Annotated in this window: 18 protein-coding genes and 2 pseudogenes; 10 read left to right on the top strand and 10 right to left on the bottom strand. The window is 61.3% G+C overall.

Annotated elements, in window-relative coordinates; all coding sequences use genetic code 11:
* Positions 1–380: 380 nt before the first annotated feature.
* Both ATN38_RS01180 and ATN38_RS01185 read left to right on the top strand, forming a co-directional pair.
* Positions 381–854, top strand: a complete 474-nt coding sequence (locus ATN38_RS01180; RefSeq protein WP_080656781.1) for a DDE-type integrase/transposase/recombinase — start codon at positions 381–383, stop codon at positions 852–854.
* 4 nt (positions 855–858) lie between these two features.
* Positions 859–1398 (top strand): hypothetical protein, encoded by a 540-nt coding sequence (locus tag ATN38_RS01185; RefSeq protein ID WP_021334653.1) that lies wholly within the window; start codon positions 859–861, stop codon positions 1396–1398.
* 12 nt (positions 1399–1410) lie between these two features.
* Here ATN38_RS01185 and ATN38_RS01190 read toward each other — a convergent pair.
* The 9 genes and pseudogenes from ATN38_RS01190 to ATN38_RS01235 form a co-directional block, all read right to left on the bottom strand.
* A pseudogene (locus tag ATN38_RS01190) lies at positions 1411–2657 on the bottom strand (IS3 family transposase); the annotation flags it as partial.
* A gap of 168 nt (positions 2658–2825) precedes the next feature.
* Positions 2826–3068 (bottom strand): hypothetical protein, encoded by a 243-nt coding sequence (locus ATN38_RS01200; RefSeq protein ID WP_011331503.1) that lies wholly within the window; start codon positions 3066–3068, stop codon positions 2826–2828.
* On the bottom strand, positions 3049–4683 hold the full coding sequence (locus ATN38_RS01205) for an NAD(P)/FAD-dependent oxidoreductase (RefSeq protein WP_011331502.1): 1635 nt from the start codon (positions 4681–4683) through the stop codon (positions 3049–3051). Before ATN38_RS01205 ends, ATN38_RS01200 begins: the two co-directional genes overlap by 20 nt.
* Before the next feature lie 27 nt (positions 4684–4710).
* A complete protein-coding gene (locus ATN38_RS01210; RefSeq protein ID WP_021334650.1) occupies positions 4711–5340 on the bottom strand; it encodes a pyridoxal 5'-phosphate synthase in 630 nt (209 codons plus the stop codon).
* The gene (locus ATN38_RS01215; protein WP_021334649.1) at positions 5333–6517 is read right to left on the bottom strand and encodes a PhzF family phenazine biosynthesis protein; all 1185 of its coding nucleotides are present in this window, start codon (positions 6515–6517) and stop codon (positions 5333–5335) included. Before ATN38_RS01215 ends, ATN38_RS01210 begins: the two co-directional genes overlap by 8 nt.
* A complete protein-coding gene (locus ATN38_RS01220) occupies positions 6514–8379 on the bottom strand; it encodes an anthranilate synthase family protein (protein WP_021334648.1) in 1866 nt (621 codons plus the stop codon). Before ATN38_RS01220 ends, ATN38_RS01215 begins: the two co-directional genes overlap by 4 nt.
* Positions 8376–9001, bottom strand: a pseudogene (locus ATN38_RS01225) (isochorismatase family protein). Before ATN38_RS01225 ends, ATN38_RS01220 begins: the two are co-directional and overlap by 4 nt.
* The gene (locus ATN38_RS01230; protein ID WP_021334647.1) at positions 8998–10197 is read right to left on the bottom strand and encodes a 3-deoxy-7-phosphoheptulonate synthase; all 1200 of its coding nucleotides are present in this window, start codon (positions 10195–10197) and stop codon (positions 8998–9000) included. Before ATN38_RS01230 ends, ATN38_RS01225 begins: the two are co-directional and overlap by 4 nt.
* Before the next feature lie 40 nt (positions 10198–10237).
* Positions 10238–10714, bottom strand: a complete 477-nt coding sequence (locus ATN38_RS01235) for a PhzA/PhzB family protein (RefSeq protein WP_030537981.1) — start codon at positions 10712–10714, stop codon at positions 10238–10240.
* A gap of 357 nt (positions 10715–11071) precedes the next feature.
* On the opposite strand from ATN38_RS01235, the gene ATN38_RS01240 reads away from it, so the two are divergent.
* Positions 11072–11401, top strand: a complete 330-nt coding sequence (locus ATN38_RS01240; RefSeq protein ID WP_021334645.1) for an antibiotic biosynthesis monooxygenase — start codon at positions 11072–11074, stop codon at positions 11399–11401.
* A gap of 89 nt (positions 11402–11490) precedes the next feature.
* Entirely contained in the window at positions 11491–12828 is a 1338-nt protein-coding gene (locus ATN38_RS01245; RefSeq protein WP_218747423.1) for an FAD-dependent monooxygenase, read from the top strand.
* Here the strand turns inward: ATN38_RS01245 and ATN38_RS01250 are convergent.
* Positions 12809–14473, bottom strand: a complete 1665-nt coding sequence (locus ATN38_RS01250) for a cytochrome bc complex cytochrome b subunit (RefSeq protein ID WP_080712837.1) — start codon at positions 14471–14473, stop codon at positions 12809–12811. The two genes, ATN38_RS01245 and ATN38_RS01250, sit on opposite strands and share 20 nt — an antisense overlap.
* A 178-nt stretch (positions 14474–14651) precedes the next feature.
* Here ATN38_RS01250 and ATN38_RS01255 point away from each other — a divergent pair, with 178 nt between their 5' ends.
* The 6 genes from ATN38_RS01255 to ATN38_RS01280 all read left to right on the top strand — a co-directional run.
* Positions 14652–14996, top strand: a complete 345-nt coding sequence (locus ATN38_RS01255; protein ID WP_021334696.1) for a YciI family protein — start codon at positions 14652–14654, stop codon at positions 14994–14996.
* 45 nt (positions 14997–15041) lie between these two features.
* Positions 15042–16304, top strand: coding sequence for an RNA polymerase sigma factor (locus ATN38_RS01260; protein WP_051253235.1), 1263 nt, complete (start codon positions 15042–15044; stop codon positions 16302–16304).
* A 35-nt stretch (positions 16305–16339) separates the two neighbouring features.
* Entirely contained in the window at positions 16340–17626 is a 1287-nt protein-coding gene (locus tag ATN38_RS01265) for a hypothetical protein (protein ID WP_031332332.1), read from the top strand.
* Between the two features lie 115 nt (positions 17627–17741).
* The gene (locus tag ATN38_RS01270; RefSeq protein ID WP_030537985.1) at positions 17742–18287 is read left to right on the top strand and encodes a hypothetical protein; all 546 of its coding nucleotides are present in this window, start codon (positions 17742–17744) and stop codon (positions 18285–18287) included.
* A gap of 203 nt (positions 18288–18490) precedes the next feature.
* Positions 18491–19576, top strand: a complete 1086-nt coding sequence (locus tag ATN38_RS01275; protein ID WP_021334692.1) for an ATP-dependent endonuclease — start codon at positions 18491–18493, stop codon at positions 19574–19576.
* A gap of 69 nt (positions 19577–19645) precedes the next feature.
* Positions 19646–20663: IS481 family transposase (locus ATN38_RS01280; protein WP_218747424.1), on the top strand; the 1018-nt coding region annotated here is incomplete at its 3' end.

Consider the following 20663-nt stretch of genomic DNA (forward strand, 5'->3'; position numbering starts at 1 on the left):
ATCTTGAGCACGGGCGTACCTTCCCGCCAGCGTTGGCGCGCTGGACTTGATCAGAATCCTGTTCGTGTACAGATCATCATCCGGGAAGGTGCGTCCTCCCGGGATCCACAGGTTTCGATCATTCCTCGGCGAACCCGACTCTGCGCCCGTACGGGCCACACCCCAAAGCCCGCCATCCTGCCGAGCTCACCGCCGCCGAGCGCGCCGCGATATTGGAGGTGCTCACCAGCGATGGCTACGCCGATCTGTCCGTGGCCCAGGTGTGGGCCCGCGAGCTCGACTGCACCGGATCCTGGCCGCGCACCGGATGAACGGTGAGCGCCGCCGGCACGCCACCCATCCACCGCGCAAGATTCCCGAACTGGTCACTACCAGGCAAAATGACGTCTGGTCCTCCAGGGGATATCACGAAAATGCGGGGCCCGACCAAGGGCATCTGGTACCACGCTCACGTCGTCATCGACATCTTCTCCCGCTACGTCGTGGGCTGGTGCATCGAGACCGTCGGAGACGGCGAACTAGCCGCTGACCTGGTCGCCGACGCCATCGCCGAGCAAGGCCGAGCACCGGGATATCTCCACGCCGACGGGGGCGCGGCGATGACCTCGAAACCGCTGGCCTCACTCCTGTGCGACCTGGACATCACCCGGTCGCACAATCGGCCCCGTGTCCGCGTACAGGGTGATGTGTTGTTCGGGATACAGGCTCACGTGTCGGTGTTCGACTGGGGTTCATGGTGCCGGTTCGTCGCCGGTGTTGACAAGGTCTCGGCAATCATCACGTATGTCAGCCGCGAACGGGACTTGGTTCCTCACGTACTGGTAGCCGCGAAGCCGGGGCCGGGTCGACGATGAGCGGATGGGGTCGGATCTGTCGAGGTCGACGGTGGTCGAGGTCACTCGCAAGTACGCCAAGCTGTACCTGGCGGCGTCGAAGAAGGACAAGGGCCGGATGCTCGATGAGTTCTGCGAGCTGACCGGTCTGTCCCGCAGCCGCGCCAGGCATGCTCTGGTGGAGGCCGGCTCGCGGGCGCCGAACGTGGTGCGGATGGATCGGCGCAGGTCTCGGCCCCGGAAGTACAGTGCCGACGCACGCGAGGTTCTCAAACACCTGTGGGTCCTGTCCGGGGGCAGTTGTGGTCCGTATCTGGCTGCGCAGATGGTCCTGCTGCTGGATTCGCTGGAGGCCCACGGCGAGCTCGTCGACGGTCGCGGCCACTACAGCCCGTCGGTGCGGACCGAGTTGGAGTCGATGAGCGGTGCGACGATCGACCGGTACCTGCAGGCGATCAAGGCCACCGCCTCGTTGCGGGGGTTTTCCGGCCCTTCCGGATTTCCGGCCCTTCCGGATTTAGAGTGCGTTGATCCGGTTCTGGAGCTGTCCGGAGTGGATGAGTGACCGCAAGATGAATCACCCTAGGTTCTGTGCCGCCTCCAGTTGGGGCTGATCCTCGGTGGTGAGGTCAGCGTAGTGGAGTGTTTCGTATTCGATCGGAGGCATGTGGCCGATGCTGGAATGAAGGCGCTTGACGTTGTACCACTCGACCCAACCAGCGGTCGCGAACTCGACGTCTGTGACCGTCTTGTACGACCCCGAGTGGAAGATCGTCGTTCGGATGCACTCGGTCTTGTACAACCCGTTAGCTGACTCGACGAGGGCATTGTCGTAGGCGTCCCCGACCGATCCGATGGACGCCGCGATGTTCTCGAGTGCCAACTTCTCGGTCAGCTTCACGGACGTGTACTGACTGCCCGCGTCCGAATGATGAATCAGCTCAGCCGCTTTCACCGGATGGCCCTCACGGCGGCGCTGCCACAGCGCCATCCGAAGCGGAATCGTCACCAGGTCCACGGTCTTCGACATCGAGGCATGCCAGGCGACGATCCGCCGGGAGAACACGTCGATGATGAACATCACGTAGACCCACCCGGCCCATGTTCGGACGTAAGTGAAATCGGTGACCCATACTCGGTTCGGTTCCTCGGCCTGGAACTGTCGGTTGAGCAGGTCGCCCGCTCGCACGCCGTCCGCCGATCGGATGGTTGTTCTGATTCCTTTCGCTCGTCGAATTCCGTTGTGGCAGAGCGATTTCATCGCACGATCGACCGCACCGTAGGACACCCCGGGGATCGCGGTCCGGTCCAGATGTACGCGCATCTTCACTCTCCCGTACAGCCCTTCGGGTGTCATCTTCCGCCGGCCGTCGGCGTCGGTGTTCCACACGACCTCCCTGACTGCGTCGATGACGTGGGCGTCGGAGACGGTGCGCGCAGCCGGCGTGCGTACTCGCCATGCTCGATAAGTTCTCGCGGCGATCTTGCAGCCCTGATCGCTCAGGACTCGACAGATCGACTCGACCGCAGAACCGTTGGCACGCAACGAATCTATGAAAGCGATGATCATCGGTTGCGGGGGTCGAGTTCCCCCGCGAAGAAAGTTGTCGCAGCTTTGAGGATGGCGACGTCCTCACGCAGCTGCTTGTTCTCGGCCTTGAGCTTTTTGATCTCCGCCGATTCCTTCGATTCCTTCGAGGTGGTGCCCGAGCGGGAACCCGTGTCGACCTGAGCTTGCAGAGCCCAGCGCCGCACCGTCTCCTGCCCGACGCCGACCTGCTTGGCGATCGCCTCCGCCGCGGCGGTCACCGAGGCGTACTCCGCTCAAACCGTCACCACCACTGCGGCGAGTCGCAGATGGGTCTGGATCAAGCCGTCACAGTGGTCTCGAATCAAGCTGTCATAAACACGACTTGCCGGCTCCAGTTCATCCAGCGCCGTCAACGTGGTGGCGCATGACGTGAGCATGTGAGTGGATCGTCAGTCGGTCGTTTACAGGTCTTCGTTCTCGTTGCAGAGCACGCGGAAGGCGCGGTGGTGGTCTTCGGGGAAGACGAGGACTTTGCGGGCGATTCCGGGGCCGGACAGTTCGGGGCCGGAGATGGTGCTTCGGATTCCGTGCTTTGAAAGTTGTTGTTGGACCAGGCCTACGGAGCTGTCGTTGTAGAGGGTTGCGGCTGCGACGAGAAGTCCGTAGTCGGCGGGTGTGCGGCGGTCACTGCGGAATTGAGGCATGCTCTCGCTCCAGGGACGTGTGGTCATCGCTGCGGAAGGTGAAGTTCGGGTAGTCGGCATCGGCCTCGTCCGCGAGAACGCGCCGGTAGTTGCCCAGACCGGCGAAATAGAACAGGGCCCGGCTGGTTTTTCCTGGAATGTTGGCGCCGAAGATCCAGGAATGGGCTTTCGGGAACAGTGATGCGTTGGCGATGTCGTCGCAGAGTTGCGCCCATGTACGTACGGCGGTCTCGTCGGCCTCGACAGTGGCCGAGCCTTGTGTTTCGGCCTGGCGGATCAGTTCGGTGATCCATTCGACCTGTGTTTCGATTCCTGGCGGCAGGTTCGTGAAGACGCTGTTGGGGCCGTAAACCATGAACATGTTCGGGAATTGGTGCGTGGCGATACCCAGGTAGGCCGCGGTGGTCTCGTTCCAGAGTTCACTGATCGGTGTTCCGTCGCGTCCCGTGAGGTGCATCTTCTTGTATCCGGCGTCGAAGCCGGTGGCGAGTACGAGTAGATCGATCTCGTGTTCGGTTCCGTCCGCGGTGACTACTGCGTTCTCGGTCAGCCTGGTGATCGGGTTGTCTTTGATGCTGACCAGGGAGACGTTCGGCCGGTTGAAAGTTTCGTAGTATCCCTTGTTCGCGATGGGACGAGTGGCGTAATACCCTGAGGGCATGAGCTTTCGGGCTGTATCGGGATCGTCCACGATCGCGGCGATCTTGTCCCGAACGAAATCGGCTGCGGCCAGGTTCGCCGCGGGATCGAAGATGATGTCGTTGAAGGTCCCGAACATGAAGTGGAAGGCATTTCCGCGTTGCCAGCTTTCCTCGAACACACGGGTTCGTTCCGCTTCCGACACCGACGTCGCCGAGACCGTGCTCTCTTCGAATCCGCATCCGACGATCGAATTGCGGACTTGGTCCCAGATGGCGTCGTAGTTGCTGCGGCACCGGTCGAGGTATTCCTGATCGATCGGGCCGTTGCCGGAGGGGATGCTGTACTGCGCGGTGCGCTGGAACACCGTCAACTGCTGGGCGGTTTCCGCGGCGGTGCAGATGAATTGGGTGCCTGTCGAACCGGTGCCGATCACGCCGACTTTGCGGCCGGCGACGTCAAGCCCCTCCGGCCAACGACTGGTGTGCACTACCTGTCCCGAGAACTGTTCGATACCAGGTATTTCCGGTGTGTTGGGTTCGGAGAGCACCCCGAGGGCGGTGATCAGGTACTTGCTCCGATAAACCTTGGAGGAGTCGGTGCGTACTTCCCACCGTGCCAGGGAATCGTCCCACCGTGCGGAGGTGACAGCAGTCTCGAGCTGGATGTCGCGGCGTAGGTCGTGGCGATCGACCACGGCATTGAGATACTCGAGGACTTCTGCTTGTTCGAGATAGCGGTTAGTCCACGACCATTGCTGAAGCATCTCCTTGTCGAAGGAATACCGGTAGACGAACCCTTCGCTGTCCGACTTCGCGCCGGGATACCGATTCCAATGCCATGTGCCGCCGACACCGTCGGCTTTGTCGAAGCATCGCACTGCGAGTCCGAGTTCGTTGCGAAGTTTGTGCAGGGCGTAGATGCCGGCGAATCCGGCGCCGATGACGATCGCGTCCAGTGACGTGTCGGGTTCCATGTCAATCCTTTGTGTAGGACGAGTGTTTCAGGGCTGAAGTCGATCGACGGTCCACCCACGTGGGCCGCGTTCGTAGAGCAATCGGCGGTGTAGGCGCGAGTGGTCTGCTGCCCAGAACTCCACGCGATGCGGTTGGAGTTGGTAGACGGCGAATCGGTGAGGGCGGGCGATATCGGTGTGTTGGCCGAGACTCTCACTGCGTGCGAGCAGCACTTCGGGGTCGCCGAGATGCAGACTCTGATGCGAGGCCGTCGACATGGGTTTGAGGGGTTCGGCGCGCTCGTCCCACACTTTGTCGGCGATCGCGGCGCTGAGTTTGAGTACGGGACCGGAGATGATCAGTTGACGGGCGAGTTCGCGCCAGTAGAACAGGCCACTTGCCCACGAGTTCGTATGCAGATCGCGTGCTTTCCTGCTTGTCGTATGCGTCGAGAAGGACAATCCGCTAGCGGAAATGTCGGTGACGGCGACGGTGCGTTGAGAACAGCGGCCGACGCTGTCTGTCGTGGCCAAGGACAGCGCGAGTGGCTCACGGACCCCGGCGATCTCAGCTTGCTCGATCCATATCTGGAACAGGTCCAGCGGCGTGGGTGGTGGATCGGAATATTCCAGGAATGGGCGAGCGGTTCCGGTGATGGTTTCGTATTGGCTACTCATGGTCGGTGCCTCGATCGGATCCGAGGTACAGGGTTGCGTGCGCGATGGTGATCGCGTCGCCTCCGACCAGTGCGGAGGCGAGCTTGCCGGTGTGAGGATCGATGTCGGCGCAGGCGTGCATCACGGAATGTCGTCCGAGTTCGACACCTTGGTGGATGCGGAGGTCATGGCCGTATTCGATCCGTCCGTGACGCGCGAGGTGGATGGCGATCGGGCCGGCGGCTGATCCGGTGGCGGCATCTTCGACCACCCCGTAGGCGGGAGAGAACATCCGGTTTCGCCAGACCCCGTCGAGGTCTTCGGCGATGCAGTTGATCGCCATGTTCTCGAACTCGGACAACGCACGGTGGTCCGGGCGCAGAGCAGAGAGCGCCTCGATGCTCTCGACGGTGACGATCGTGTGGCGTGGGCCGTTGTCGTAGGTCTCGATCGGAAGTGCGCTTGCGTCGAGCCCCAAGGCTGCCAACAGTGATCTCTGTTCGGTGTCAGGCATTGGCGACCACGTCGGGAGTGGTTGCTCCATCGTGACGCGGAAGTAGTCGTCGACGGGCTCAGCTGTCATCGGGACCAGACCCACCGCGGTTTCGAACGCGAGCTCCTTCGCACCTGTCTGAGCGGCAACAGCGGCAGCGGTACCGAGGATGGGGTGCCCGGCGAAGGGGAGTTCGTTGACGGGGGTGAAAATTCGAATCCGCGCAGTCGATTCTGCCGAGTCGGCCGGCAAGACGAAGGTGACCTCGGACAGATTCAACTCTGCGGCGATTCGCTGCATCGTCTCCGTCGCGAGCGAGTCTGCGCCGAAGAACACCGCGACCGGATTACCGCTGAGAGGCGTACTGGCGAACGCGTCGACGACGCAGTATCGGAGAGTGCGCCGAGAACTCTTGGGTCGATGCTCGATGGAGGCGTGGACCTCGAAGTCCTTGCGGTGAGCACGTTCTCGTTCGAGGAGTTCGACGGCCGGCCCAGCCGGGAGCTTGCCCGCCGGGCGATCGTCATCCCAGAGCAGTATCGCTCCCCACCGCCGCGCTCCTCGATCGTGGATCCAGTATTTGGCAGCCAGACCGGGCACCGAGCGCCACGCCTCGACAGCTGCGGTGTCGGTCAGTTCATTGAGGTGGGTCACTGACGGGTCGTCGTCTGCCTGGAGGTCCCACACGATGTATTCGAGTTTCACGTCGAGAGCAGCCTTTCGGACATGAGAGCGAGGATGCGCGGCCCGTTCACGGTCAGGATCGACTCGGGGTGGAACTGAACGGACGCGAAGTGAGGCCCTTCGAGGGCGTGGACCGCTCCGGTGGCGGTGTCCGCGGAAACAGTGACCGGGCCGACGCCCGCGACATTGATCCGACCGGAAGCAGTGCGTGCTTCGAAGGTGTTGTAGAAGCCGACGTTCTCGCTCTGTCCGAAGATCTCGACGCGCGCCTGTTTACCCTGGTTCGGCTCAGCTCTGCGGGCGAGAGGGAGACCGAGACGCGAGGCCAGGATCTGATGGCTCAAGCAAATCGCGAGGAACGGACGCTGTGTCGAGAGCAGGTCGTCGATCTGTGTTCGGAGGTGCACGATCTTCTCGTCATCGACATTTGTGGGATCACCGGGCCCCGGCCCGACGATTACCAGATCGTGGTCACTGGTGGTGTACATGTCGTCGAATCGGCGCACGGTGACCGTCAAACCGAGGGAGCGCAGCTGGTGGTCGAGCATCGCGGTGAACGTGTCTTCGGCATCCACGACGAGCGCCTTACGTCCGTCCAGTACCCGGGAGCGGACGTCGTGGGAGTAGTTCGGCGACCAGAATCCTGCGATCTGGTTATTGCGATGCGCCAAGGCGGTGGTGATCATCGGGTGGCGATTCCAGCTGGCATGGGGTTTGCTGTGCCCGAATGCCGCGAGAACCGACTGCGCCTTGGCGTGGGTCTCGTAGACTTCGGCCGCAGGATCGGAATGCCGAACCAACGTGGCCCCCACCGCCACCCGTACACGCCCACTGTGCGGCTCGATCGCCGCTGTACGAATCAGGATCGCCGAATCGAGAGTGGGTGCCCCGCCACCGGATCGGGTGATCAATGCCGCCACACCGCTGTAGTAACCGCGACCGGTCGTTTCGTAACGGGCGATGACCTCCGTCGCGCTTTCTACCGGGCTTCCGGTCACGGTGGGCGCAAACATCGTTTCCCGCAATACTTCTCGCGGGTCACGGTGGGTCTGCCCCTCGATGAAGTACTCAGTATGAGCGACCCACGCCATCTCCTTGAGGGCCGGTCCGTGGACTCGAGTCGTGCCGGGCTCACAGATGCGGCACATCATCTTCAGCTCTTCGTCGACCACCATGTACAGCTCGTCGGTTTCTTTGCGGTCGTCGAGGAACTGTTGGACTCCGTCCAGGGTCGGCCCGCCGGGTGGATAGCGGTAGGTTCCGCTGATCGGGTTCATCACGGCTGTGCCGTTGTCGAGTACAACGTGTTGTTCAGGTGATGCGCCGACGAGTATCAGGTCCTCTGTGTGTACGAGAAAGGTCCAGTAGGCGCCGCGTTCGTTGTCGAGGAGTTCCCCGAACGCGGACAGAGGGACTGCCGGGTTGTAGGGGGTGCACTCGGCGGAGAATTCGCGCTTGATCACGAAGTTCGCACCGCGTCCGTTGCCGATCTCCTCGGACACGATCGCGGCGACTTTCCGTGCGTAGTCGGCGTCGGAGCTGTCGAAGTGCCCGCCGGTGAGGGCGAAGGAGCGGCGCGGGAGTTTGTCGAGCACGCCGCTCAGCGGGTAGTCCTGCTGCTCGTCGATGGAAATCGCGAGCAGCGGTGCACCGTCGTCGTGGGCCGGATAGCCACGTTCGCGTATTTGACGATAGGGAAGAAGGACGAATACGTCAGCGGTCGTGGATATTTCCTCGATCAGCTCGTGCTGCCGTAGCTGCCCGGACAACGCGGTGACGGTGCGAGCACCAGTGGCAGGGTCGGTGCGGCAGATGAGGGCGTACACCGAGCGGTTGCCGGCCAGGATTTCGGTCAGAAGGTCGGTCGAGGTCGGAAGGCTCATCGCTCGGTCACCCACTTCGTGGCGACTACCCGTGCACAGCAGCGTGCGGTGTATTCGAGTGTCTGGCGGTGATCTGCGGCCGTGAAGTCGGCGACCGCGTCACCGACGAGGAACACCTCGATGTCGTGGGTGTACGCATCGAGGGCAGTGGCAAGGATACCGACATGGGCGTACACACCACACAGGACAAGTTGAGTGCGTCCGTCCTCACGCATGCGGGTGAGCAGGTCGGATCGGTGGAAAGCGCTGTAACGCCACTTGACGAAGGGCCACGCGTCGTCGCCGAGTTCGAGTTCCGGGACAAGTGCTCGGTCCGCATCGGTGGTCTGCATCCCCGGGCCCCAAAAATCGCGCAACAGTCCGCGATCGGTGACGCTCATCCTGCCCGGCTGCGCGGTGTAAGCCGTGGCCGCCCCTGCCCGCTGCGCCCAGGAATGCAGATCGCGCACATTGCCCACGATCTCCGAACGCATCGTTCCGGGAATGGAGACAGAAAATAACGTTGCATGTCGTGGATGAGTAACGTCGCCTGCTGCGGCCGGATATCCCAGTCCACCAATGCATCCGGCATCTCACCTGGACTGGGCAGCAGGTACGGCTCGACAGTGAGATCACCACTCATGACGGCGTCTCCACTGCTCGGTAATGTCGTGCGAGCATCTCGCCCCAGGCGTGCACCACGGCAGCAGTCTGCTCCGGGTTCAGCCGCGGATCGCACAGTGGACTACTCGGCCGAGCAGAGGCGAGATCTGCACTCGACCAGACGCATTCGCTGACATCGGCCAGGTGGGTGGTCTCGAGATGTAGCCCGTGCACCCGCGTTCCGGTCTGATCGGCAACACCGACGAAGCCCGTCATCTCGTCGATGACGTCGTCGACGACTCGGGTCTTGGTGCCATCCCCTGCACTGAGTGTGTTGCCGTGCATCGGATCGCAGATCCACAGCACACGGTGCCCGGCCGCGCGAACTGCACTCATCAACGCCGGCAGTCGAGTACGGATGTGTTGAGCGCCCATCCGTGTGATCAAGGCGAGCTTGCCGGGTTCTCGATAGGGGTCGAGCCGAGAACACAGCGCTACGAGATCGCCTTCGGTAGCTGTCGGGCCGACTTTGCAGGCAGAGGGGTTGGCGATGTGCGCCAGCGTGGCGACGTGGGGACCGTCGACGTTGCGCGTACGTTCATCGATCCACGGCCAGTGCGTGGAGGTGAGATACGTGCGTTCATCGCTTCCCGAGCGCATCATGGGGTGTTCGTAATCGAGTAGCAGCGCCTCGTGGCTCGTCCATACTCGATCCTCCAAGGCCCGCCCGCGGTTGAAGCCGGCGATGGTGGCGGCGACTTGCTTCGACGTCAGGTACCCCATCAGGATCCGGAGCGGATCCGGCGTCCGGCTGACCTCGTCGCTGTCGGGCAGGTTCACCATGTGACCCCGGTAGGTGACCACTTCGCGATCACCGACGGTTTCGGTTGCCTTGGAGCGAGGTTTGGCGAACTGTCCTGCGATACGACCGACCTGAACAACAGGAAGGCCGGTAGGTGTTGCCACTGCGCCGGCGCTTGCAGTGAGTTGATCAAGCTTGCGGTGGACGTGGGCGGGTGTGCAGTGCGCGGGGTCTTCCGCACAATCGCCCATCTGGAGAACGCTCGCGTGGCCGGCCTCGACGGCACGCAGGCGTCGAGCGAGTTGGTCGGTTTCGACCGGACTTGCAATGACAGTGGTCGTCTCGAGCACGTTGCGCACGAGGTCGAGTTGGGGATGGTCTTGCCACGGCGGTTGGTGAGAATTCACCGTCGACGTCAGTGCTGAGGGGATCACGAATCACTCCGCTAGGTCGGATTGCTGGGGCCGGTCATTGTCAGGTCGGAATTCCCTCGCGGATCACGTTCGGTACCGCTATGCCCAGCGCACGGAACTGCTGGCAGGGATTCATGAATTCGCGCTGCTGGCTGATCTTCCCGTCCACGAAGCGGAAGAAATGAATGAAATGATTCTCGTAACGACCTTCGGGATAGCCGGTGAATCGGATGATTCCGGCGCCGTCGCACTCGACCCAGAAACGATCGGGATCCTGTGTATCGAAGATCTCGATGTTGAACCATGACCAGTCCGGGAAGCACTCGAGCGACCACACGGCATGTTCAGCGAGTCGATCTCTTCCCTTGATCATGATCGGTTCGCCGGTCTCGGTAGTCCACAGGCCGCCCTCGCCGTCCTGTGTGAACAGTTCGTGTCTTCTCAACCGATCGAGGCCCCGTGTCTGCATATAACGAGCGACCGCGCTCCGATTCCTTGAACGTGCCGCTTCTTGCTCGGGGCCGAAAACTTCGTACATCGCATGACCTCTCGGAATGTGCACATGCCTGAAACTCGGAAAATTACTGAGTGGCAACGATTTCGATTCGCCGTGCGCACGATCCGAACGGGTGCGCCGTTGACTCGGTGGTAACTGACGCCCTAACGATGACAGTATGGCTCCGAGATCTGCAACGATATGACGCCTCACTGAAGATGCGCGCAAGCGTTGCATCAGATCTGTGCTCGCGAAAATTGTGACGAATCAAGTGATTACGCGCCAGCGTGTCTGATGAATCACCAATGATGCTCGCGAGGACGGGTATTCGGCGCGGAAAGCTGTCTACGTCTCTCTCGAACCCTAGCCAACGCAGGAACGGCGGATTACCGTAATGGCATGACTGAGACAGTGATTCGTGAAGGCGACAAGGTCGCAACATTCATCAACATTCTGGAACTCAAGGACCCGGCGAAGCAGCAGGACTTGATCGATGTCCTCAACGAGGGCACCGAGAAGGTCATCAAGCACCAGCCCGGCTTCATCTCGGTGAATCTCTTCGCCAGCCGGGACGGTTCTCGTGTCGTCAACCTGGCCCAGTGGAGCAGCCCTGACGACATCAAGGCCGTGGCCACCAATCCCGACGCGCAGGTCTTCGCGAAGAAGGCCGCAGAGCTTGCCACCCCGGCACCAGGCCCCTATTCGGTCGCCTCGGTGACACAGGCCTGATCAAGACCAACATCCACCACAGAGCCCAGGCGGGAACCACCGGTTCCGCCTGGGCCTTCTCTTTGTCGGCACCCGAAAGGACTACAGCGATGGCCAGCAAAGACCTGACCACGACACGCCCCCGGATCAGTATCGCCGGGGCCGGGATCGGCGGATTGTCCGCCGCTCTGGCCCTGCACGAGCGAGGCCACGAGGCTGCGCTGTTCGAATCCGCACCCGAGATCGTTCCCCTCGGCGTCGGGATCAACGTCCAGCCCACCGCGATCGCCGAACTGTCCAGACTGGGCCTGGCCGATCAGCTCGCGAGGATCGGCGTTGCCACACAGGCTCATCGATACGTCGACCATCGCGGGCGGACCCTGTGGACCGAACCCCGAGGAATCGCAGCGGGCCACGACTATCCGCAGTACTCCGTGCACCGGGGTCACCTGCAGATGATGCTCCTCGACGCGGTAACCGAGCGACTCGGGCCAGGAGCCGTGCACTCCGACGCCCGGCTGTCCAACATCTCTGGCAGCGGCGAGACGGCGATACAACTGACCGTCGTGAACTCGGACGGCCGAAGCCGCACACTCGACACCGACGTCCTTGTCGGAGCAGACGGGCTGCACTCGACCGTCAGGCGCTGGCTTCATCCTGACGAGGCGCCGGTCAGCGTCGCGGGAACCACCATGTGGCGAGGATTGGCCGACCTGCCGTACACGTTTCTCGACGGCGTGACAATGATCATCGCCAACGACGGCACCGGCACTCGCCTGGTGGCGTACCCCTGCAGCGAACAAGCGAACGCAGAGGGGAGGACCCTGCTCAACTGGGTCTGCTTGACTCCCTCCGACAGACGAAGCCCGAGCGAAGACGAGCGCACCGGACTCGTCAACGCACTCGCAGAATGGAATTTCGACTGGTTCGACCTGACAGAGTTGGCAGCCCGCTCTCCGCAGGTCTCCGTGTACCCGATGGTCGACCGGGATCCGTTGAGTCACTGGGGCTCCGGCCGGGTGACGCTGCTCGGCGATGCGGCGCACCCGATGTATCCGATCGGGGCCAACGGAGCATCCCAGGCGATCATCGACGCCGGCGCACTGGCAGAGTGCTTCACACGCGCAACCGACCCTGTCTCGGCACTGCGATCCTACGAAGCGATGCGCATCATCCCGACAACAAGCATCGTTGAGGCAAATCGGGCGATGAACGAGTCCGAGAAGAAGACAGCCTCCCGCGCCGGCGATCCTGCCGCCGCCCCAGCCCCGCGCCTTCGTGAAATCACCACCGAATACAGGACTGTGGTCGACCGCTCCACCACGGTAAAACCGGCAAGAAGGACTCGACGTACGGCCAGCCGTGACCATGCCGAACTGCGGGGCGCCCCTGATTCCAGGAGCGCCCCGCGGTGTCGTTTGCGTGCGGTTAGTCGGCCGATCCGGTGATCTGACGTTGACTGAGAGTGGCAAGAAGTTCGTGCTCGGACTCTTCCTCCGCGCGGCTCAGTGCTTCAACTTCGTCCTCAGGGTCCGGACCCAAAAGTGAACCGGGATAGGGTCGTCCCGCGGCGCCGAGCTTGTTCATCCGCTTGGGAACTGCCGCTCCCTGATATTCCAACGCCTCGCCGTCGCGTCCGAGTGGCTGATGCGTTTCCAGATAGGCCCCTGACGGCAAGCGTTTGATGATGCCCGTCTCGATACCGTGCTCGAGGACCGCACGGTCGCTGCGCTGCAGCCCGATACAGAACCGGTAAGTCACGAAATACGCTATCGCAGGCAAGACGATCACACCGATTCGTCCCGCCCAGGTCATCGCGTTGAGCGATATGTGAAATTTCAGCGCGATGAGGTCGTTGACACAGGAAATCGTCAGCACGACATAGAAGGCAATCGCCATTGCCCCGATTGCCGTACGCACCGGAACGTCGCGGGGGCGTTGCAGAAGATTGTGATGGCTGTCCTCACCGCTCAAACGCTTTTCGATCCACGGATACGCAATCATCAGGACGAACACCGCACCCATTGCGAGTGCAACCCAGAATGCCGAGGGAATGGTGTACCGGTTGAACAGATAGATCTCCCAGGCCGGGATCAGGCGCGCTATACCGTCGGTCCACATCATGTAGAAGTCGGGCTGGGAGCCTGCAGAAACTTGCGCAGGGTTGTATGGGCCCAGAACCCAGATCGGATTGATCTGCAACAGGCCACCCATCACGGCGAGTATCCCGAAGACGAGGGCAAAGAAGGCGCCCGATTTCGCCGCGAACACCGGAAGGATTCGGACGCCGACGACATTGTTCTCGGTGCGTGCAGTCCCCGGGAATTGTGTGTGCTTCTGGTACCAGACAATCGCCAGGTGCGCTGCGACAAGAGCAAGGATCAAACCCGGAAAGATGAGCACGTGCATGACGTAGAGCCGCGGGATCAGCAACGTCCCCGGGAACTCACCACCGAAGATGGCCCAATGCAGCCATGTACCGACGACGGGTATGGCCATCGTGATTCCACCGAGCGGCGAGCGCAATCCGGTACCGGAGAGCAAATCATCCGGCAGGGAGTATCCGAAGAAGCCCTCGAACATCGCCAGAATGAGGAGCAGGGATCCGATCACCCAGTTGACTTCACGGGGTCGGCGAAACGCACCGGTGAAGAAGATGCGCGCCATATGCACGATCATCGACGCTGCGAACATCAGTGCGGCCCAGTGGTGAACCTGGCGGACGAACAATCCTCCGCGCACTTCGAAGGAAATATCGAGTGAGGTTTCGTATGCACGCGACATCACCACCCCGTTGAGCGGTTGGTATGCCCCCTGATAGATGACCTCGGCCTGTGAGGGGTCGAAGAACAATGTCAGGAACACGCCTGTGATGAGCAACACCACGAAGCTGTAGAGGGCGATCTCGCCGAGCAAGAAGGACCAATGAGTGGGGAATACCTTGTTGATCTGACGGCGTAGTCCTGGTGCCAAGTGAAAGCGCGAATCGACCTCATCGGCCTGCCTGCTTGCGACCCTGCTGACGAGGGAACTCACAATCGCCTCCCGAAAATTGGAGCGAGATGAAAGCGCCGACTCTCTGAAACGAGACATGAGTCGGCACACTGGAATCCGAAATAGTCTTACACCTTGTAGTACTGCCCGAAACCGCGTCGTCGCATCACTAAAAAGGTTCGCGAAAAGTTCGGCCAGAGTGTCGATTTCGGCTTCCTGTCGTTCGACATATATAGAGTGAGTTGACTCAACTGAATACGAAAATAGGGGAGCGGTCATGCCGGAATACCTGCTGTTGGTTCACGAAGACGAAGAACAGATCGAGCGATGCGAACGAGAAGATCCAGGAGCCCTCGAAGCGCGTTATCAGGCATTCCTCGCCGATCATGCCGATGTGGTCACCCAATCGCGGAGGCTGCACAGCTCCTCGTCCGCCACCAGCCTTCGACGCGGCGACGGGGACGGGGTCACCATCATCGACGGTGTGTTCGCTGAAGCGAAGGAGGTGATAGGCGGCTTCTTCGTCATCGAAGCGGACGATCTCGATGCAGCTCTGGTCATTGCCCGAGAACTGCCGGCACCTTTCGGGGGAATCGAAGTACGACCGATCCGCGGAATCTGACCGGGCGTGCAACAGATGGATCATGGCAACAGGGGGACCGAGCTGATGCACCAAATTGGCGTTCACGCTGCAATCGCTGATGCGCACCGAACGGGATGGGCATACGTTCTCGCCGCCGCGGCTCGAACGACCCTCGATCTCGATCTCGCCGAAGAATGCGCGCAGGAGGCCTACGCCTCGGCTTTGACCAACTGGGCCGAACATGGTGTACCCGAGAGCCCCGTGGCGTGGTTGACCACTGTGGCGCGAAGAAGGGCCATCGATTTCATCCGGCGTCGTGAGTTGCTCGACACCAAGCTTCCCCTGCTCATCGTTGGCGATGCATACAACCTCGACGACCAAGACATCCCCGACGACCGACTCAGGTTGATCTTCGCCTGCTGTCACCCAGCATTGCCCGTCTCCACCCGCGTGGCCCTGACCTTGCGGCTAGTCTGCGGGCTCTCCACCCCGGACGTTGCAAGGGCCTTCCTCGTATCGGAATCGACGATGGCGGCACGCATCACCCGCGGCAAGAAGAAGATTGCGACCGCCGGGATCCCCTACCGCGAGCCAGCCGCCGAGGAACTCGCCAGCCGGGTGGACGCGGTTGTCGACGTGATCCACCTCGTCTTCACCACAGGCCACACCGCCCCCTCCGGATCGGAACTGCAACGACGAGATCTCGCTGAACGCGGGCTGCACCTTGCCCGGTTGCTGCACGAGCTGCTACCACACCAATCCGAGCCGACAGGGCTGCTTGCACTGGTCCTGCTGACCGATGCCCGCCGCGAAGCTCGATCCGACAGTGACGGCCAACTGCTGCGACTGAGTGAACAAGATCGCCAACTCTGGGACCACACAGCGATTCACGAGGGCCTCACTCTGGCGCGCCACGCGATGAAACAGCGTCCCCCGAGCCGCTACGCGCTGATGGCAGCCATTGCCGCAGTGCACGCCCAAGCCGGTAGGTGGGACGAAACCGACTGGATCCGGATCGTGGACCTTTACAACCAGATGGTGGCTATCTGGCCCTCACCGGTCGTTGCGCTCAACCGTGCCATCGCCATCGGTGAAGCCTTAGGCCCCAAAGCAGGCCTCGCGGCGTTGGATCCTCTCGGTACCGATCACCAACTTTCCGGCTACCACTACCTGCCCGCAGCCCGAGCCGACATGCACCGCAGGCTCGGCAACATCAAAGAAGCTCTCTGCGCCCTCGACGAAGCCCTGATCTTGGTCGAAAACGATGTCGAGCGACGCTTCCTCGAACAGCAACGAAAAATTCTTTCGGAAACTGTCGATTCGGGACGTTCGGTATCCGACAACTAGATAGGAGGACAGATCCAACACAGGAGGGGACCTGAATGTCGGTAACGAACAAGCGCGCACAACCCGCACGCGGGCAGGGCCGCCAGCGCATCGTCGAAGACATCGCCCTTGCCTACGCCAGCGCGGACAAGCGAACCAAAGGTGTACTTCTCGACGAACTATGCGCTCGCACTGGATGGCACCGAAGCCACGCTCGCCGCGTCTTAAAATGGACCACCACCCCCAGAGCCGTCGACCCGCAACCTCGATCACGGCTCAAGTACAGCCCGGAGACGGTGGAGCTCCTTACCTGGTGCTGGAAACTTCTCGACATGCCGACCGGAAAGCGGCTCGTCCCAGCGCTTCCCACGCTCGTCGGCGCACTCGTCCGCCACGGCCACCTCACCCCGCAAACGACAACTACAGAACAGTTGTTGAGCATGTCGTCGGCGACTGTGGACAGAACCCTCGCCGCAGAACGTGCACGCAGCATCCACCCGAACCTGTGCCCGTCACATGCGCTCGTAGCCGCTGACGCCCCGATCCGCCGTCTCGTCTCTCAGCCCTCAGCGGCGCCAGGACACATCGAAGTCACGATCCACCACCATGGAGACAGATCCCCGATCGTCACCCTCACCAGCACGGCTACCGCCACGCGATGGACGACGTACCGTTCCTTCGACTACCGCAAAGACGATGCACTGGGCGCGGCGCTGACCTCGATCGGACACGACCTTCCCTTCGCAATCGAAGCGTTGACAGCGACAACATCCGATGAACAACTCGCCGCACGGATAGAGCGCTGGTGTGTAGAACAGAACGTCGACTTCTACCTGCGCTTGGGTACAGCCCACACCCCGAAAACCGGTCAAGCCCACGACATTCCTGCACCCACCGAACACGGCACCAGTGACGCGGCCCTCGCACTCCTCAACGAGATCTGGCGTGCACGTGCAGGATTGATCAACAACTTCTACTGCCGGCAATTCGATGCACGCGGAACCGTCACCACGGCCACACCGTGGCAGATGGTCCAAGCCCACCCACTCATTGCCGATGAAGACAAAGCGATCTTCCGCGACGAGCACAACAACGCTGATCCGGTCCAACTGAACTGCTGCCTGGCGGCTCTCTCCGCGCGCTACACCAAACTGCACCAGAGGGGGGAGATGTGCTCGCCGCTCAAAGCAACGGACCGATCTTCACGCCTCCAGCGACCCGATGGCACAGACGCTGGAGCGCAACTGACCCAGCTGCGGCCGAACTCCACACTGACACCAACGTCGCTGACTAGCCGAAGTCGCTGGAGTTGCTTCTCAGGCCAAGACGGCCACATCGCTTGAAAGGCAGCCGCTGCTCGACGGCGGAGGTCCTCAACAGTGGCAACTCGAAGCAATGAAAAATATTTCAACACAACACTACTCAGCGCACGACACCGACAATGGAGTGGCATCGCTCATGCAAGAAGTGGCAGTCAATCACTACGGGGACTGGTCGCATTGGAACTGGCTGGGATGGACCGTGCTACTGGTTTTGACCGGCGTGCTGTTCGTCGGGGTCGTCACCGCGATCTTCGTTGCGATCGACATCGATCGCACGCCGTACCGCGACAGCGAACTGGGCTGCTACCTCAGCGCAGCCCTCTTCTCCGCCGCCGCGTTCCTCGGATTCACCGGTACCCTGACATATTTCGTACGCCACCTACCCGGAGCAGGTCAGTCCCTACTCGTCTGCTTGGCAGCGAGCGGCACTGTCGTCCTCGGTCAGTACCTTGTTCACCGTTCATTCGCGGACCTCGTCACGGGTGAAAGTCCGAGCGAATGGATTTGGAGAGGTTCTTCGATTGCGGCAATCGCAAGCGGTGTAACGGCATTCGGATACGACGGCCTCAACCGAATCGCTTCATGGATCCCTTCATCCGTGTCATTCGTTGTCGCGCTCATAGTGGCAGGGCTACTCACGGCGTGTGCCCACGCGGTAGGAGAGCGGTCCACCGCCGGATGAAGTCCACGTGGACGCTCCACGGGAGGCTTGAGTACGGCGTCACACACACGGCTGGACTCGGGCAGCCCCGTTCGTGCACGCCGAACTGCCATGTAGATGGTGACGTGACCTCGATTGGCGAGCTAGCGTCATCACCGCTTGACCTAAGCTGACGGCGCGGCATCGGCGACTACCAAAGTAGTAAACATCTAAGGGGAACCTGCATGTACGTGGAGAGCGTGACACTGACGAACTTCCAATGCTTTGGGGCGCAGCCCACCACAGTCTCGTTGGACCCGCAGTTAACTGCCTTGATCGGTGCAAACGGCTCCGGCAAGACAGCAGTCTGTCAAGCGCTCCTCCGGTTGTTCGGTGTCACGCAAGAACAACGGCAAATTCAAGTCGAAGATTTCCATGTGCCAGCGGATGAGGAACAGTCCCCACAGGAACGAACGCTGGCGATTGAAGTCATCCTCGCCTTTCCCGAACTCGACGTCGCAGACAAAGCGACGCCTTCAAGTATGACCGCCAGCGTCCCGGAGTTCTTCCGTCACATGGCCGCAACAGTTGACGGCCAACTGAAATGCCGCATCGCACTCCGTGCGACATGGACCGACGATGGTTTGATCGAGGGGACCGTTGAGGACGAGCGCCGTGTGATTTACAACTTCGACGAGGACTATGGCGATAACTGGGTTCCATTTCGTGGAGCTGATCGGAATAGGATCCAAATGGTCTACGTCCCGGCCTCGCGGGACGGAGCTCGACAGATTACAACTTTTTTGCGCGGACGATTGTGGCGTGCGAGCCGCTGGTCGGATGATCTGCGCGGGCACGTTACTGATGCGGCGACCGATTTGCTCGAAAAGTTCGAATCTGAGCCGGCCGTATCGACGGTGGAGGAAGCGCTGGCGAAGCGTTGGCAACAACTGCATCAAGATACGACCGACACAGTTCCAACTTTTGAACCGATCAACCGTGACGTGGCTGCACTGGTTGGGAACGCCGAGTTGATGTTTCGGCCATCGCATACTGGCCGTAAACGTCACGCCCGATTTCTGAGCGACGGCCAGCGCTCCATGCTGCACCTCGCTCTCACCGCAGCGACCCTTGACATCGAATCGAAGGTAGCGGAAGGCGGTCACGAAGACCGTTTCGACCTCTCCGCAGGTACGCTGCCGACATTGACGCTTCTGGCGGTCGAGGAGCCCGAGAATAGCCTGTCCCCCTACTACCTCTCGCGCGTTGTCAGGCAACTGATGGAACTAGGTGTTGTGGGTATGGACGTTGCTGACGCGGGATTGAAGTAGACGGGCTGGTCCTCGGCGTAAGAATGGGAGTTGCGACACAACCGTTCTCGACCAAAAAGGACCAGCCCTGTGACACACCGTAATGCTCCGCTAACCGTGGAGGGAAGACGACGCCTGATCGAGCGGTGTCAGAGCCGTCCGATCGCCCATGTCGCCGCCGAGATGGGCATCTCCCGTCAATGCGCCTCCACATGGGTCAACCGGTATCGCAAGTATGGCGACCTGGGAATACAGGACCGATCCAGCACGCCACACCATCACCCGACTGCCACAGCAGCAGCGGTGGTGGCCGAGATCGAATCCATGCGCCGGACCCGGAAATGGTCGGCCTCGCGAATCGAGTTCGAACTCCGTATGGATGGAACGGTGATTGCGCGTCGAACAGTCACGAAAATCCTGCGAAACCTAGGCCTGCACCGGCGCCGATTCATCGACCCGAACGGCGAGAACAACCGCAAACCGCAGGTCATCGCAGCGAAACGACCTGGCCAGATGGTGCATGTCGACATCAAGAAAGTCGGAAAAATCCCCGACGGCGGTGGTTGGCGTGCTCACGGTCGCGGGTCCGAGCGGGCCAAACGATCCCGGCGCCGGAAATCGAAGAACAAGCAGGCCCGCACCGGTTACACCTATCTGCACTCCGCGATCGACGGGAACACCCGCCTGGCGTACACCGAAGCCCGAGACAACGAAACCGCCGCAACAGCCATCGATTTCATGAACAACGCCCGCGTCTTCTTCGCCGCCCACGGCATCAACCGGATCGAGCGCGTGATCACCGACAACGGATCATGCTACCGGGCAGCAGATTTCACCGCTTCACTCCGCGAAGCTCGGCACTACCGCATCAAGCCCTACACACCGAAACACAACGGGAAAGTCGAACGCTACAACCGCATCCTCGCCGAAGAACTGCTCTACTCCCGCGAATACACCAGCGAGCAGCAAAGGCGCACCGCGGTCGAAGTCTGGTGCCTCTCTATTTGTCAAGCGGCAGTGAGGGATTCTCTCGATATGGCTCGAATGCCCCGTTTTTCATCTGCGAGCATGACTCGCCACAGGTGTGTAGCGAGGTGCCGTTTAAGTG

Source organism: Rhodococcus sp. FH8 (genome assembly GCF_019266085.1).
GTDB classification, from domain to species: domain Bacteria; phylum Actinomycetota; class Actinomycetes; order Mycobacteriales; family Mycobacteriaceae; genus Rhodococcus_F; species Rhodococcus_F qingshengii.